12 protein-coding genes are annotated in these 13,583 nt (G+C 70.0%); 1 reads left to right on the top strand and 11 read right to left on the bottom strand.

The window, feature by feature from the left end; all coding sequences use genetic code 11:
* Window positions 1–29: 29 nt before the first annotated feature.
* The 6 genes from ABD191_RS00695 to ABD191_RS00720 form a co-directional block, all read right to left on the bottom strand.
* Window positions 30–1,316 (bottom strand): ABC transporter permease, encoded by a 1,287-nt coding sequence (locus ABD191_RS00695; RefSeq protein ID WP_344075563.1) that lies wholly within the window; start codon window positions 1,314–1,316, stop codon window positions 30–32.
* Between the two features lies 1 nt (window position 1,317).
* A complete protein-coding gene (locus ABD191_RS00700) occupies window positions 1,318–2,658 on the bottom strand; it encodes an ABC transporter permease (protein WP_425560634.1) in 1,341 nt (446 codons plus the stop codon).
* The gene (locus tag ABD191_RS00705) at window positions 2,658–4,151 is read right to left on the bottom strand and encodes an ABC transporter ATP-binding protein (protein ID WP_344075565.1); all 1,494 of its coding nucleotides are present in this window, start codon (window positions 4,149–4,151) and stop codon (window positions 2,658–2,660) included. The genes ABD191_RS00700 and ABD191_RS00705 overlap by 1 nt, the downstream gene beginning before the upstream one ends.
* Window positions 4,152–4,279: 128 nt before the next feature.
* Complete coding sequence (locus ABD191_RS00710) at window positions 4,280–5,347, bottom strand: BMP family lipoprotein (RefSeq protein ID WP_344075568.1); 1,068 nt, start codon at window positions 5,345–5,347, stop codon at window positions 4,280–4,282.
* A gap of 240 nt (window positions 5,348–5,587) precedes the next feature.
* A complete protein-coding gene (locus tag ABD191_RS00715; RefSeq protein ID WP_344075570.1) occupies window positions 5,588–5,935 on the bottom strand; it encodes a hypothetical protein in 348 nt (115 codons plus the stop codon).
* Between the two features lie 13 nt (window positions 5,936–5,948).
* On the bottom strand, window positions 5,949–6,188 hold the full coding sequence (locus ABD191_RS00720) for an SCO4848 family membrane protein (RefSeq protein ID WP_344076122.1): 240 nt from the start codon (window positions 6,186–6,188) through the stop codon (window positions 5,949–5,951).
* Window positions 6,189–6,423: 235 nt separating this feature from the next.
* Between ABD191_RS00720 and ABD191_RS00725 the strand changes: the two genes are divergently transcribed.
* Window positions 6,424–7,263: a class I SAM-dependent methyltransferase gene (locus ABD191_RS00725; protein WP_344075572.1), complete on the top strand. Its 840-nt coding sequence runs from the start codon at window positions 6,424–6,426 to the stop codon at window positions 7,261–7,263.
* A gap of 50 nt (window positions 7,264–7,313) precedes the next feature.
* Here ABD191_RS00725 and ABD191_RS00730 read toward each other — a convergent pair whose 3' ends face one another.
* The 5 genes from ABD191_RS00730 to ABD191_RS00750 all read right to left on the bottom strand — a co-directional run bounded on the left by ABD191_RS00730 (window position 7,314) and on the right by ABD191_RS00750 (window position 13,152).
* On the bottom strand, window positions 7,314–8,312 hold the full coding sequence (locus tag ABD191_RS00730) for a LacI family DNA-binding transcriptional regulator (RefSeq protein WP_344075575.1): 999 nt from the start codon (window positions 8,310–8,312) through the stop codon (window positions 7,314–7,316).
* Window positions 8,313–8,341: 29 nt separating this feature from the next.
* Window positions 8,342–10,024: a glycoside hydrolase family 13 protein gene (locus ABD191_RS00735; protein ID WP_344075577.1), complete on the bottom strand. Its 1,683-nt coding sequence runs from the start codon at window positions 10,022–10,024 to the stop codon at window positions 8,342–8,344.
* A gap of 10 nt (window positions 10,025–10,034) precedes the next feature.
* Window positions 10,035–10,868, bottom strand: coding sequence for a sugar ABC transporter permease (locus ABD191_RS00740; protein WP_344075579.1), 834 nt, complete (start codon window positions 10,866–10,868; stop codon window positions 10,035–10,037).
* Complete coding sequence (locus ABD191_RS00745) at window positions 10,865–11,785, bottom strand: carbohydrate ABC transporter permease (protein WP_344075581.1); 921 nt, start codon at window positions 11,783–11,785, stop codon at window positions 10,865–10,867. The genes ABD191_RS00740 and ABD191_RS00745 overlap by 4 nt, the downstream gene beginning before the upstream one ends.
* An 86-nt stretch (window positions 11,786–11,871) precedes the next feature.
* Complete coding sequence (locus ABD191_RS00750) at window positions 11,872–13,152, bottom strand: extracellular solute-binding protein (protein ID WP_344075583.1); 1,281 nt, start codon at window positions 13,150–13,152, stop codon at window positions 11,872–11,874.
* Window positions 13,153–13,583: the final 431 nt, after the last annotated feature.

The raw sequence follows: 13,583 nt of genomic DNA on the forward strand, positions 1-13,583 counted from the left end.
AGGACCATTGCATCACGCCGAGGTTAAGGTCATCCCTTGACGTACGGTTTACCGTCCGCGGCCGGGGCGCGCACCTTTCCGACCAGGCCCGCCACGGCGACGATGGTGATCAGGTACGGCGCCATGCTGAGGAACTGCGACGGGATCGGGCTGCCGATCGTGGACAGGAACGTCTGCAGAGCCTCCACGAAACCGAAGAGCAGGGCGGCCAGCATCGCGCCGAGCGGGTTCCACCGCCCGAAGATCATCGCGGCGAGCGCGATGAAGCCCTTGCCGGCGCTCATGCCCTTGCTGAACTGGAAGCCCGCGTCGAGCACCAGGTACGACCCGCCGATGCCGGCGATCACGCCCGCCACGGCGACGTTCCAGTACCGCAGGCCGAGCACCCGCACGCCCACCGTGTCGGCTGCGGTGGGGTGCTCACCCACGGACCGGGTACGCAGGCCCCAGCGCGTCCCGAACAGCCCGAAGTGGATCAGTACGCCGAGGATGAACACCAGATAGACCAGCGCGTTCCAGCGGAACAGGATCGGCCCGAGCACGGGAATGTCGCCCAGCAGCGGGATCTCGATGATCGGCAGTTGCGCCGGGGCGTTGAAGTGCTCCGCGTCGTCGGTCATCACCCGCTCGAACAGGAAGCCCGTCAGGCCCGTGCACAGCACGATGAGGATGACGCCGAGGATGACCTGGTCGACCCGGTAGCGGATGGCGAAGAAGCCGAGCAGCAGCCCGACGAGCAGGCCCGCCGCGCCGCCGGCCACCACGCCGACCCACACGCTGGCCGCGACCGTCGCGAACATGGCCGCCGCGAACGCCCCGAGCAGCAACTGGCCCTCGATCGCCACGTTGATCACACCGGACCGCTCGCACAGCACGCCGGCCAGTGCCCCGAACACGAGCGGCACGGACACCCCGATCGTCTGCCGGATCACATTGATCACCGGCATGAACTGCAGCCCTTCATCCGCGGCGGAGACCTGCGAACACAGCAGCGACAGCACCAGCGCCAGCGCGGCCACGGCGACCAGCAGCGCGAAGAACCGCCTGGCGTTCAGCGCGAGCAGCGCCACCCCGGCCGCGACAGTGACCAGTCCGAACACGATCGCGCCGGCCCGACCCGGGATCGTGAGGGTCGCCCCCTCAGCGTTCTCGCTGAGCACGAACCTGGCGTCGGTCTGGGCATGGGCGAGCAGCCCGAACAGGACCGCCGCGACGATACCGAGCGCGACGAACGCCGCGCCGGCCCGCCGCTCCCGGGTCCAGAAGCTCGGGCGCACGACCACATGAGGCGCCTCATCCGCCACGACGGTCGTCATGTCACCAGCCCTTCGCGACGGTGGTCTCGAGGCGGCCGGTACGGCCGGCCCGCAGGCGGAACACGGAGCGTACGAGCGCCGGAGCCGCGATGAACAGCACGATCAGGGCGGTCAGCACGTCGACGAGGTCGACGGGGATGCCGGAGAACGACTGCATCCGGTTGCCACCGGCGCGTAGCGCACCGAACAGCAGCGCCGCGAGCAGGACGCCCCACGGCTTGCCCCGGCCGAGCAGCGCGACCGTGATGCCGTCGAAGCCGATGTTGCCCGCCACCGAGCCGGTCAGCGCGCCCGCGGTGCCGAGCAGCACGGTCGTGCCGCCCAGGCCGGCCAGCGCTCCGGCGATGACCATCGTGCCGGTGTACGTGGCGGCGACGCTCATCCCGGCGGTACGGGCGGCGTCGGGGTTGAGGCCCACGGCCCGCAGCTCGAGGCCGAACGTGGCGCGGTTGAGCAACCACGCCACCGCGACCACGGCCCCGACGCTGAGCAGGATGCCCAGATGCACACGCAGGTCGCCGCCGGCCAGCTTGGGCAGCAGGCCGGTGGAGTCGACGGGCTTGCTGATCGCGTCGCTGCGGTTGGGGTCCTGTACGCCGTCCTGCACGATCAGCCAGGACAGGAAGTACAGGGCGATGTAGTTGAGCATGATCGTGGTGATGACCTCGTGCGCCCCGGTGCGCGCCTTGAGGATGCCCGGCACGAAGCCGTACACGGCGCCGCCCAGGGCGCCCGCGATCAGCACCAGGATCACGTGCAGGCCGGGCGGCAGGTGCAGCCCGAAGCCGACCAGGCCGGCGACGGCCGCGCCCATGATGGCCTGGCCCTGCGCGCCGATGTTGAACAGGCCGCCCCGGAAGGCGAGCGCGACGGCGAGGCCGGTGAACACCAGCGGCGCGGTGTAGGTCAGCGTCTCCGACAGCGGATACAGCGCGAGCCAGATCGTGTTCTCGCCGTTGAGCCAGCCGCTGACGGCCGCCGGGTCGACGATCGCGCCCTTGAACAGGTTCGCGTACGCCTCGCTGATCGCCGACCAGCTCGCCGACAGCGCGTCGCCGGGGGCGGCGAAGAAGTACCCGTACGTCGCGGTCACGTCCGGGTCGGACAGGCAGATGAGTACGCCGCCGATGACCATGGCGAGCACCAGCGACAGCACCGTGACGGTGACGGTGTTGGCGCTCCACAGCGCCGCGATGAACCGGTTGCCGGCCGGCGGGCCGGGCACCTCGGCGGCGTCGGTCGTCCGCAGCGCGGTGGCCGCCGTCTCCTTCGGGAAGTGTTCGGCCCCGGCGGGCTCCTTGTCGGGGGAGCTGGCGCTGCCTTCGGGTTCCTGGTCGAGGATCACTCCCCGCCCCCTTCGGTGGTCTCCGGCTCGTCCGTGATGCCGGCCATCAACAGCCCGATCCGCTCGCGCGACTCGGTCGCCGGCACGGTGGCGAGGATGCGGCCCCGGTACATGACCGCCACCCGGTCGGCCAGCGAGATGACCTCGTCGAGTTCGCTGGAGATCAGGAGGACGGCCGCGCCGGCGTCGCGCGCGGCGATGACCCGCTTGTGGATGAACTCGATCGAACCGACGTCCACGCCACGCGTGGGCTGGGCGGCCACGAGCAGGGTCAGCGGCCGCGACATCTCGCGGGCCACGATGACCTTCTGCTGGTTGCCGCCGGACAGGGTGCTCACCGGCGCCTGGTGGGAGGGCGTACGCACGTCGAACTCCTCAACCCGTTGCCGGGCCGCGGCGTCGATGCGGTCCAGCCGCAGCGCGAGCTTCGAGCCGAACGGCTCCCGGTCGTACTGGTCGAGGATCAGGTTCTCGGCGATCGTGAACTCCTTGATCAGGCCGTCCACGCTGCGGTCCTCGGGGATGTAGCCGACGCCGGAGGCGAGCACGTCCTTGGTGCGCCGGCCGAGCAGCTGTTCGCCGTTCAGGGTGGCCGTGCCGGCCAGCGCGTGGCGCAGGCCCATGACGGCCTCGACCAGCTCGGTCTGCCCGTTGCCCTGCACGCCGGCCAGGCCGAGCACCTCGCCGGCGCGTACCTCCAGGTCGACGCCGTCGACCGCGCGGTGGCCGCGCTCGTCGGCGACCGCGAGGCCCGCGACGGAGAGCACCACCTCGCCCGGCTCCGCCGGGACCTTCTCGACGCGCAGCATGACCTGGCGGCCGACCATGAGCGAGGCCAGCTCCGCCTCGCTCGCGTCGGGGGCCGCGGTGCCGACCGTACGGCCCCGGCGTACGACCGTGATGCGGTCGGCGATCGCCTTGACCTCTTTGAGCTTGTGGGTGATGAAGACAATGGACTTGCCGGCCGCCTTGAGCGAGCGCATGACCTCGAGCAGCTCGGCCGTCTCGTTGGGGGTCAGCACGGCCGTCGGCTCGTCGAGGATGAGCAGGTCGACGTCGCGGGTGAGGGCCTTGATGATCTCGACCCGTTGCTGTACGCCCACGGGGAGGTCCTCGACGATGGCCTCCGGGTCGACGCGCAGCCCGTACCTGTTGGAGACCTCGCGCACGTCGCGCCGCGCGCGGGCGCGATCGAGTATGCCGAGCGGGCCGCCGCGGGCACGCTCGGCGCCCAGCATGACGTTCTCCGCGACCGTGAACACCGGTACGAGCATGAAGTGCTGGTGCACCATGCCGATGCCGGCCTGGATGGCGTCGCGGGGGCCCTTGATGTGGCGCGGCTCGCCGTTGATGAGAATCTCGCCCTCGTCGGGCTGGAGCAGCCCGTACAGGACGTTCATCAGCGTGGACTTGCCCGCGCCGTTCTCGCCGAGCAGGGCATGGATCTCGCCGGGCTCGACCGTGAGGTCGATGTGGTCGTTCGCGACCACGTCACCGAACCTCTTCGTGATGCCGCGCAGTTCGAGTTTCAGCGGGGCCTCCTTACCGCACGGGCACCGGGTCGACCGACGCCGGCCCCCATGGTGCGCATGATCTCACCATGGGGGCCGGGCTGTAACTACTTCGGCGCGGCCGGGGAGTTGACGTTGATCGTGCCGGCGATGATGTCCGCCTTGAGCTTGTCGATCTCCGCCTTCAGCTCGGCCGGGACCTTGTCCTCGAAATCGTGGAAGGGCGCCAGGGAGACGCCGTTGTTGGCCAGGGTGCCGACGTACGGCGCCTTGAGGTCCTCGCCGCCCGCGCCCTTGACGACCGCGTCGGTCACCGCGTCGGTGACGTTCTTGACGATCGTGGTGAGGAACACCGGGCAGTTCTCCGCGTTGCTCACGCAGCCGTCCTGGTCGACCCAGATCACGGAGTACTTGCCGCCCGAGGCCTTGGCCGCCGAGGCCGTGCCCGTACCGGTCTTGCCGGCGACCGGGAGGATGATGTCGGCGCCCTGCGCGACGAACGCGTCGCTCTTCGCCTTGCCCTTGTCCGGCGCGTCGAAGTCCTCCGTGAACGTGCCCGTCTGCTTGGCCTTGTTCCAGCCGAGCACCTGAACGGTCTTGCTCTTCACCTTGTTGTACTCGGCGACGCCGTCGGCGTACCCGTCCATGAAAATGGTCACCGGCGGGATCTTCATACCGCCGTAGGTGGCCACCTTGCCCGACTTCGTCATGCCACCGGCCAGGTAGCCGGCGAGGAACGCCGCCTGCTCCGTGCGGTACTGCATCGTGTGGACGTTGGGCAGCGTGGAGCCGGCGTCGACGATGCCGAACTGCTGGTTCGGGTTGGCCTTGGCGACCTTCTCCAGGGCGGTCGACATGAGGCCGCCGACCGCGAGGACGAAGTCGCACTTCTGCTGCACGAACCCGTTGAGGTTGGGCTCGTAGTCGGCCTCGGTCTTGGACTGGACATTCTTGATCTGGATTGCCGGGTTCTTGGCCTTGGCGTTCTCCAGGCCCTTCCACGCGCTCGCGTTGAAGGACTTGTCGTCCAGGCCGCCCTGGTCGGTCACCATGCAGGCCGTGTACGCCTTGCCGGTCGGGCTGGCGGCGGTGCTGCCGTTCTCGGTGGGCTTCTCGCCACATGCCGACGCTGCGAGGGTCAGGCCCCCGACAGCGACAAGGGCGACAAGCCTCATCCCACGCACTGGGCGCAAGACGCATCTCCTTCCCCACAGGCCAAGCGCGTCTTACGCGCCGGCTTTATAAGCGGGAGCGTAACCGCGCTGAGTGCCCAAATGGTGGACATCTAGGCAGCCTGTGCCACACGGTGACCCGCTCGTGATGGTTCCGTGTCCCGCGTGACGGAAGCCACGCAGTAGGACGGATGTTACGCCGATCTTATGGCGTTTTGGGAAGTTCTAAGGTGCGTCGAACCGTCATCTCCAGAACACGGCAACAGCCGCGTTCACCAAGGTCAGACCGATGATCGCCATAAAGTGACCCTTACTCACCTCTTCCCGCTTACGCGAGAAAAAGACCATGGCGAACAGGGCCACCGTGATCAGCAGCTTCACGACCAACTTGATCGGGTCGGGCTCGTTGTCACCGCCGCCCCGCAGCGGCGCCGCGAGGCCGATGCCGGTCACCAACTGGATGCTCACGCCCCACAACATCGCCTGGTTGATCCGGGTCTTCCCGGTCAGATACTGCATCACCGAGGCACCCAGCAACAGGGCGAACCCGATCAGGTGTGCGTACAACAGGATCAGCCGCAAGGCCTCCATGCGTGACTCCCTCTCAATCCCTGTCCCGCGCGGCCGCGCGGAACCCCTTGATGCCCAGGACGCCGACGACCGTGCCGATCGTCAGCGACGCTCCGATGAGCAGCGCGTGGATCCACAGAAAGCTGGTCGGCGACCCCGTGTCCCCGTGCCACGACCGCGGGTCGTCCCAGATCGCCTTGCCGAACCGCGGCCAGATGACCCAGGTCCAGACGCCGACCAGCACGAGAAACCCGGCCCACCGCCGCGACAGCATCACGCCGGGAGTATGACACCGCATTCCTGACAACACCCTGACCCTCACACCAACCCCGTCCCCACCCGGCCCCTCGCCCCGCCCGCACGACTTCCGCCCGACGTTTGGGCGGTTCCGCGTGGAATTCCACACCGCCGTAACACGCGGAACCGCCCAAACGTCGGCTTGCACCAGCGGGGCGCGGGCGGACGGGGGTATGGGGCAGGGGGCGGGGGGTGTAGGGCAGGATGCGGCGGTGGGGAATGCGGAGACGTGGTGGCGGGAACAGCTCTCCGGGTGGGCGGTGCCCGAGCACATTCTCGCGGCCGTCGCCCAGTCGCCCTGGGAGCACCAGGTGGGCACCTTCGCCCGCCGGGCCGATCAGGCGCTCGCGATCGGTGCCGAGGACAGCCCGTCGACGGCCCGCGCCCGGGAGGCGCTCACCCCGACCGGCACGGTGCTCGACGTGGGAGCCGGTGCGGGAGCCGCCAGCCTGCCCCTCGCCCCGCAGATGACCGAGCTGATCGCGGTCGACACGAACGAGGCCATGCTGGCCGCGCTCCGCGAACGGGCCGACCCGACCGGCATCCCCACCACCACGATCGTCGGCCGGTGGCCGGACGTCGCCCCCGAGACCCCGACCGCCGACGTCGTCGTCTGCCACCACGTCGCCTACAACGCGCCCGACCTCGCCGGGTTCGCCGCCGAACTGACCCGCCACGCGCGCCGTCGGGTCGTCATGGAACTGACGAACGCGCACCCCATGGGCGTACTCGCGCCGTTGTGGATGGAGCTGCACGACCTGGCGCGCCCCACCGGGCCGACCGCCGCGGACGCCGCGGCCGTCCTCGCCGAGGCAGGGCTGGACGTGCACGAGGAGCGCCGGCCCCGGCCGCCCGGCCCGCCGCACCCCGACTTCGGCGCGCTCGTGGCGGCCACCGCGCGACGCGTGTGCGTGCCGCCCGAACGCGTCGGCGAACTCGCCCAGGCGCTGATCGACCTCGGCGTCGACCCGGCCGACCCGCGCGACCTCAACACCATCGACGGCCGGCCGATAGAAATCGTGACGTTGTGGTGGGACCGCCCGGACGTGTAGTCACCGCCGGGACCGTGTCGCATCGGTTCCACAAAATGTCCACAAAACGGCTAGGCGGGGGCCGGGCCGGTGGAGGAACGCACGACCAGTTCGGGCCGGTAGAAGAACTCCGTACGCGGGACGGGCACTCCGGCGATCTCGTCGAGGAGTGCCTGGACCGCCGCCCGGCACATCGCGGCGACCGGCTGGCGGACGGTCGTCAGCGGCGGGTCGGTGAATCCGATCAGCGGCGAGTCGTCGTAGCCGATCACGGACACGTCGCCCGGCACGTCGAGCCCGCGCTGGCGCACCGCGCGGATCACGCCGAGCGCCATGAGGTCCGAGCCGCACGTGATCGCGGTGACGCCCGCGTCGAGCAGCTGCCCGGCCGCCGCGTAGCCGCCCTCGACCGAGTAGAGCGAATGGACCACCGAGGCCGCCATGCCCCGTGACGAGGTGGCCTTCTCGAACCCGGCCGCCTTGCGCTGTGCCGGGACGAACCGCTCCGGGCCGACCGCGAGGCCGATGCGCTTGTGACCCAGCGACTCCAGGTGGGCGACCGCCAGTTCGGCGGCCACCGCGTCGTCGGAGGAGATGAACGGCGCGTCCACCGAAGGGGCCGCCCCGTTCACCATCACGATGGGCAGCCGCTGCGCCACCAGCTTGGCGTACCGCGTCGGGTCCGCGCTGGTGTCCGCGTGCAGGCCGGAGACGAACACGATGCCGGAGACGGCGCGTTCGAGCAGCAGCTCGACGTAGTCGTCCTCCGTCGTCCCGCCGGGCGACTGCGTGCAGAGCACGGTCGTGTAGCCGGCCTGGGTCAGATCGCGCTCGATGACCTGCGCGAACGTCGGGAAGATGGGGTTGTCCAGCTCCGGGATGATCAGGCCGATGAGCCCGAGGCGTCGCTGCTTGAGGCGCGCGGGCCGCTCACCGCCCAACAGGTCAAGAGCGGTGAGTACGGCGTCGCGCGTGCCGTCGGCGACCCCGGGCTTGCCGTTGAGCACCCGGCTGACCGTTGCCTCGCTGACACCGGCCTGGGCGGCGATGTCGGCCAACCGAGCCTTCACGCCGGTGAACTCTACCGGCCCGTACCGGGTCACGTGATTGTCCAGCCGTCCGGTCCCGCGCCCCCGGTCAGCACGAACCACGCGGTCGTGTCGGCCGGCAGCTCGCCGGAGTTCGGGCAGGGTCCGCTGGTCAGCAGCGGCGCGGGCAGTTCGGCGGGCAGCGGTACCGCGGTCGCGCCGAGGTTGGCCACGCACACGACGGTCGACTCCGCCGCGTCGCGGGCGAAGACCAGCGTGTCGGGTGCCGGGGACGGCAGCCAGCGCAGCACGCCGTCGCCCAGCCCGGCCAGCCGGCGCCGCTCGGCGAGGGCCGCGCGGTAGAGCGACAGGGTCGAGCCGGCGTCGCGCGCCTGCGCCTCGACGGACAGCCGCGCCCATGTCGCCGGTTGGGGCAGCCAGGGCCGCGACCCGGCCGGGCCGAAGCCGTACGGCGCGGCGTCGCCCGACCAGGGCAGCGGCACGCGGCAGCCGTCCCGGCCCAGCTCCGCCCCGTTGGTACGCGCGAAGATCGGGTCCTGGCGCGCCCCGGCCGGCAGGTCGAACACCTCGGGCAGGCCCAGCTCCTCCCCCTGGTACAGGTACACCGAGCCGGGCAGGGCGAGCATCACGAGGATCGCCGCCCGGGCGCGGCGCAGGCCCACCGCCGGGTCGGCGGTCGCCGCCGGGTCACCGGCCCCCGTCGCCCCGCCGGCCGCGCCGCCGATGCCCGCGGCGAGCCGCGAGGCGTGGCGTACCACGTCGTGGTTGGACAGCACCCACGTGGTGGGCGCGCCGACCGCGGCCATGGTGGCCAGCGAGCCGTCGATGACCCGGCGGTAGTCCGCCGCCGACCAGGGGGTCGACAGGAACTCGAAGTTGAACGCCTGGTGCAGCTCGTCCGGGCGCACGTAACGGGCCGTGCGCGCCTGGTTGGGCACCCACGCCTCGGCCACCGCGATGCGCCGCGGCGCGTAGGTGTCCAGGATGGAGCGCCACGCCCGGTAGATCTCATGCACGCCGTCCTGGTCGAAGTACGGCTGGGCGTCGCCCTCCAGCAGCTCCGTGCCGGCGTCCACCGCGTCGGGCAGGCCCGCCGCCTTGATCATGCCGTGCGCCACGTCGATGCGGATGCCGTCGACGCCGCGGTCGAGCCAGAACCGCAGGATCGACTCGAACTCGGCCCGTACGGCCGGGTGCTCCCAGTTCAGGTCCGGCTGCTGGGAGGCGAACAGGTGCAGGTACCACTCGCCGTCGGGCAGCCGCGTCCACGCCGGGCCGCGGAAGATGGACTGCCAGTTGTTCGGGGGCTCCTCCCCGCGGCCGGACCGGAAGACGTACCGGTCGCGCATCTCCCGGTCGCCCGCGAGCGCGGCCTGGAACCACGGGTGCTGTGCCGACGTGTGGTTGGGCACGATGTCGATGATGACCCGCAGGCCCCGCTCGTGCGCCGCCGCGACGAGCGCGTCGAAGTCGTCCAGCGTGCCCAGCTGCGGGTCGACGGCCCGGTAGTCGGCCACGTCGTACCCGCCGTCGGCCCACGGCGACGGGTAGAACGGCGTGAGCCACACGGCGTCGACGCCGAGGGCGGCCAGGTAGTCCAGGCGGGCGGTCAGGCCCGGCAGGTCACCCACGCCGTCGCCGTCGTGGTCGGCGAAGCTGCGCACGTAGACCTCGTAGATCACGGCGTCGCGGGCCCAGTCGCGCGCGAGGTCGGTCTCGGAAGCGGTTGGCATGTGGTAACCCTCAGCTCTTCGTGCCGCCGGCGGTCAGGCCGGCGACCAGGTTGCGCTGCACGGTGAGGAAGACGACCGCGGCCGGGATGGTGATGAGTACGGCCGCCGCCGTCATGAGACCCCATTCCGCCTTGAACTGGCCGACAAACTGTTGCAGACCGGCGGCGAGTGTCAGCTTCTCGTCGCCGACGAGGAACGTCGTGGCGTACGCGACCTCGCCCCACGCGGTGAGGAACGAGTAGAACGCGGCCACCGCGATGCCCGGGCGGGCCAGCGGCAGGATCAGACGCACGAACGCGCCGAACGGGCTGAGCCCGTCCATCAGGCCCGCCTCGTCGATCTCGACCGGGATGGTGGCGAAGTACCCGCGCAGCATCCACGCGCAGAACGGCACGGCCACGGTCACGTACGCGAGCACCAGTCCGGCGTACGAGTTGAGCAGGCCGAGCTTCGCCATCAGGTTGTAGAACGGCACGATCAGGATCGCGGCCGGGAACATCTGCACCACGAGCAGCGACATCGCGAACGACCGGTGGCCGGGGAACTTCAGGCGCGACAGCGCGTACCCGGTGGTGGCCGCGAGTCCGACGGCGATGAGCGTGGTGAAAAGGCTGACCACGACGGAGTTCATCATCCATCGCAGGAAGTTCGTGTCGGCCAGCAACTGGGTGTAGTTGTCCAGGCTCGGCCGGTCGAACAGGGTGACCCGCGATGACTGCCACGCGTCGCGCGGCTTGAGCGAGGTCAGGAAGACCCACGCGATCGGCGCTATCGCGATGATGCTGGCGGTGACCAGCGTCGCGTGCAGCAGGACCGACTTCCACGGGGAACGCTTGGCGCTCATGTGAGTTCTCCCGACCGGCGCAGGGCCCGGCGGTAGGCCGAGGCGAAGACCAACAACATCGAAAGAATGAGTACGCCGTAGGTCGCGGCGCCCGCGTAGTCACGGATGCCCTCGAACGCCTCCCGGAACGCGAACGTCGTAAGGATCTCCGTCGAGCGGCCCGGGCCACCACGGGTGACCAGGTAGATGACGGCGAACTGGTTGAACGTCCAGATGACGCCGAGCAGGATCACCGTGCCGGACACGTTGGCCAGCCCGGGCAGGGTGACGTTGCGGAACTTCTGCCAGGCGGAGGCGCCGTCGACCTCGGCGGCCTCGTAGAGCTCGCGCGGAATCGCCTGCAGGCCGCCGAGCAGGGCGACCATCATGAACGGCACGCCGAGCCAGGTGTTGACCATGATGACGCTGACGCGCGCCATGAGGGGCGACTCGAGCCACCCGACCGGCCCGACGCCCACCAGGTTGAGCAGGGTGTTGAAGAGGCCGAACTCGCTGTTGAGCAGGAAGCGCCAGGCGAACGCGGCGACGAACGTCGGCACCGCCCACGGCAGGATCAGCAGTACCCGGTAGACCGTGCGGCCGCGCATCGGGCGGTTGAGCAGCGTGGCCAGTCCGAGTCCGAGCGAGTAGTGCAGGAAGACGCAGGCGGCGGTCCAGATGACCGTCCACAGCAGAACGCCGTAGAAGTCGCCCTCGCGGCCGCTGAGGATGTCGAGGTAGTTGCGCAGGCCCACGAATTCGTAGCTGGGCGGGATGACGTTCACGCCGATGGTGCGCCCGACGTTGGCCTCGGTGGCGTCGGTCAGGGAGAGGTAGACACCCCGGAACAGCGGGATGCCGACGAGCGTGACGAGCACGAGGGCCACGGGGGTGACCATGGCCAGTCCGTACCAGTAGCGGCGAGCGAAACCCGCCATGACGGCCTCCTTGTTAACGCGAGGGGACGGCGCCCGGTGGGCCGACCAGGTCTCCCCGGCCGGCCCACCGTGGTGCGGACCGTGCGTCAGCTCCAGCCCTTGAGGAGCTTCTTGTACTCCTCGGCGACGGCGTCGAGACCCTGCTGGGCCGAGGCCTTGCCGCTCAGCACGTTGATGTACTGGGTATCCAGCGGGGTGAACAGCGAGCCGCCCTCCGGGATCGCCGGGCGGGTGGTGGCCTTCTCCAGGACCGGCTTGAACGCGGTGACGATCTCGCTGGCCTTGGCCTCCGGCAGGTCGTACGCGCTCGTGCGGGTGGGCAGCAGGCCCAGCTTGCCGGCGAGGAAGGCCTGGCTCTCGGCGGAGTTCATGAAGGCGATGAACTTCTCAGCGGCCGGGATGACCTTCGAGCCCGCGTAGATGGCGTAGTTGTGCCCGCCGACCGGCGAACCGGCCTTGCCGGAGGTGCCGGCCGGGATCGGGGCGATGCCCAGGTTGGACTTGTCCTTGAACGCGGCGCCGGACAGGTCGTCGGCGACGGACCACGGGCCGTTGATCACCATGCCGACCTTGCCCTCCTTGAACAGGGTCTGCATGTTGTTGTAACCGTCCGTCAGGGCCGGCTTGGCGGCCGCGCCCGAGGAGATCAGGTCCTGCACGGTCTCCAGGCCCTTCACGGCCTCCGGGGCGTTGACGGTGACCTTCTTGCTGTCGACGTTGAGCAGGTCGCCACCCTCGCCGTAGATGAACGGCAGGAGGAAGTAGCCGCCCGGGTTGAGGTAGAGGCCCTCCACCTTCTTGGCCTTGAGCTTCAGGCCCGCGTCCTTGAGCTCGGCCATGGTGGTGGGCGCGTTCGCGATGCCGGCGTCGGCGAGCAGCTTCTTGTTGTAGAGCAGCGCGAGCGTGTCGGTCACCTGCGGGATCGCGTACGTCTTGCCGTTGAACCTGGTCGAGCCGACCGGGCCGGCGAGGTAGTCGTCGGCCTTGTCGAGGGCGGGGGTGCCGTCGAGCGGGCTCAGGTAGCCCAGCGAGGCGAACTCGGGGGTCCAGGCGACCTCGGCGCGCATGACGTCCGGGGCACCCGCGCCGCTCTGGGCGGCCGTCTTGAACTTGTCACGGGCCTGGTCGAACGGCACGTTGACGTAGTTGACCTTGATCTTCGGGTTCGCGGCCTCGAACTTGGCGATGAGTTCCTTGAAAACGGGCGCCTCATTGGTGGCATCCGATGTGTCCCACCAGGTGACCGTGCCCTCGGGCTCGGCGGCGGGGGTGTTCGTCGTGTTGTCGTCGCTGCTGCCGCAGGCCGCGGTGCCCGCGATCAACGCGCCAGCCAGCAGGCCGGCGGTCAGAATGCTGCGCCGTCGCATCTGCACTCCTCGTTGAGCTGAAGAAGAAGGGGGACGGTCGATCTCCGAACGACCGGGGGGGATCGCGTTACAGACACGAAACCTACGGACGGCGGCGGGATTTGCAAAGAGCTTGCCGCAAACTTTCAGCAACATTTTGCTAACGCTCGCGTGTGGCGACGGTCACTATCACGACCACACCGGCTGCACCGTGCGGCATGCTCGCCTGTCGCGCGGGTGCCTGGGCGCTGCGCGGACTGGGCGATGCCGTCGCGGGGGTGCGGGTTCGGGGGTGCGGGTTCGGGGCTGCTGCCGGTCGCCAAAGTCGTGACTATGGCGAGCGCCGCGACCCCCTACACCGCCAAAGTCACGACAATGGCGAGCGCCGCGACCCCCTACACCGCCAAAGTCACGACAATGGCGAGCGCCGCGACCCCCTACACCGCCAAAGG

Source organism: Luedemannella helvata, assembly GCF_039528415.1.
Classification (GTDB): Bacteria; Actinomycetota; Actinomycetes; order Mycobacteriales; family Micromonosporaceae; genus Luedemannella; species Luedemannella helvata.

Excerpts from the sequence above, each read along its gene's own strand:
- ABD191_RS00695 (WP_344075563.1), bottom strand. The coding sequence starts at position 1,316 with ATGACGACCGTCGTGGCGGATGAGGCGCCTCATGTGGTCGTGCGCCCG.
- ABD191_RS00710 (WP_344075568.1), bottom strand. The coding sequence starts at position 5,347 with ATGAGGCTTGTCGCCCTTGTCGCTGTCGGGGGCCTGACCCTCGCAGCG.
- ABD191_RS00715 (WP_344075570.1), bottom strand. The coding sequence starts at position 5,935 with ATGGAGGCCTTGCGGCTGATCCTGTTGTACGCACACCTGATCGGGTTC.
- ABD191_RS00720 (WP_344076122.1), bottom strand. The coding sequence starts at position 6,188 with ATGCTGTCGCGGCGGTGGGCCGGGTTTCTCGTGCTGGTCGGCGTCTGG.
- ABD191_RS00735 (WP_344075577.1), bottom strand. The coding sequence starts at position 10,024 with ATGCCAACCGCTTCCGAGACCGACCTCGCGCGCGACTGGGCCCGCGAC.
- ABD191_RS00740 (WP_344075579.1), bottom strand. The coding sequence starts at position 10,868 with ATGAGCGCCAAGCGTTCCCCGTGGAAGTCGGTCCTGCTGCACGCGACG.
- ABD191_RS00745 (WP_344075581.1), bottom strand. The coding sequence starts at position 11,785 with ATGGCGGGTTTCGCTCGCCGCTACTGGTACGGACTGGCCATGGTCACC.
- ABD191_RS00750 (WP_344075583.1), bottom strand. The coding sequence starts at position 13,152 with ATGCGACGGCGCAGCATTCTGACCGCCGGCCTGCTGGCTGGCGCGTTG.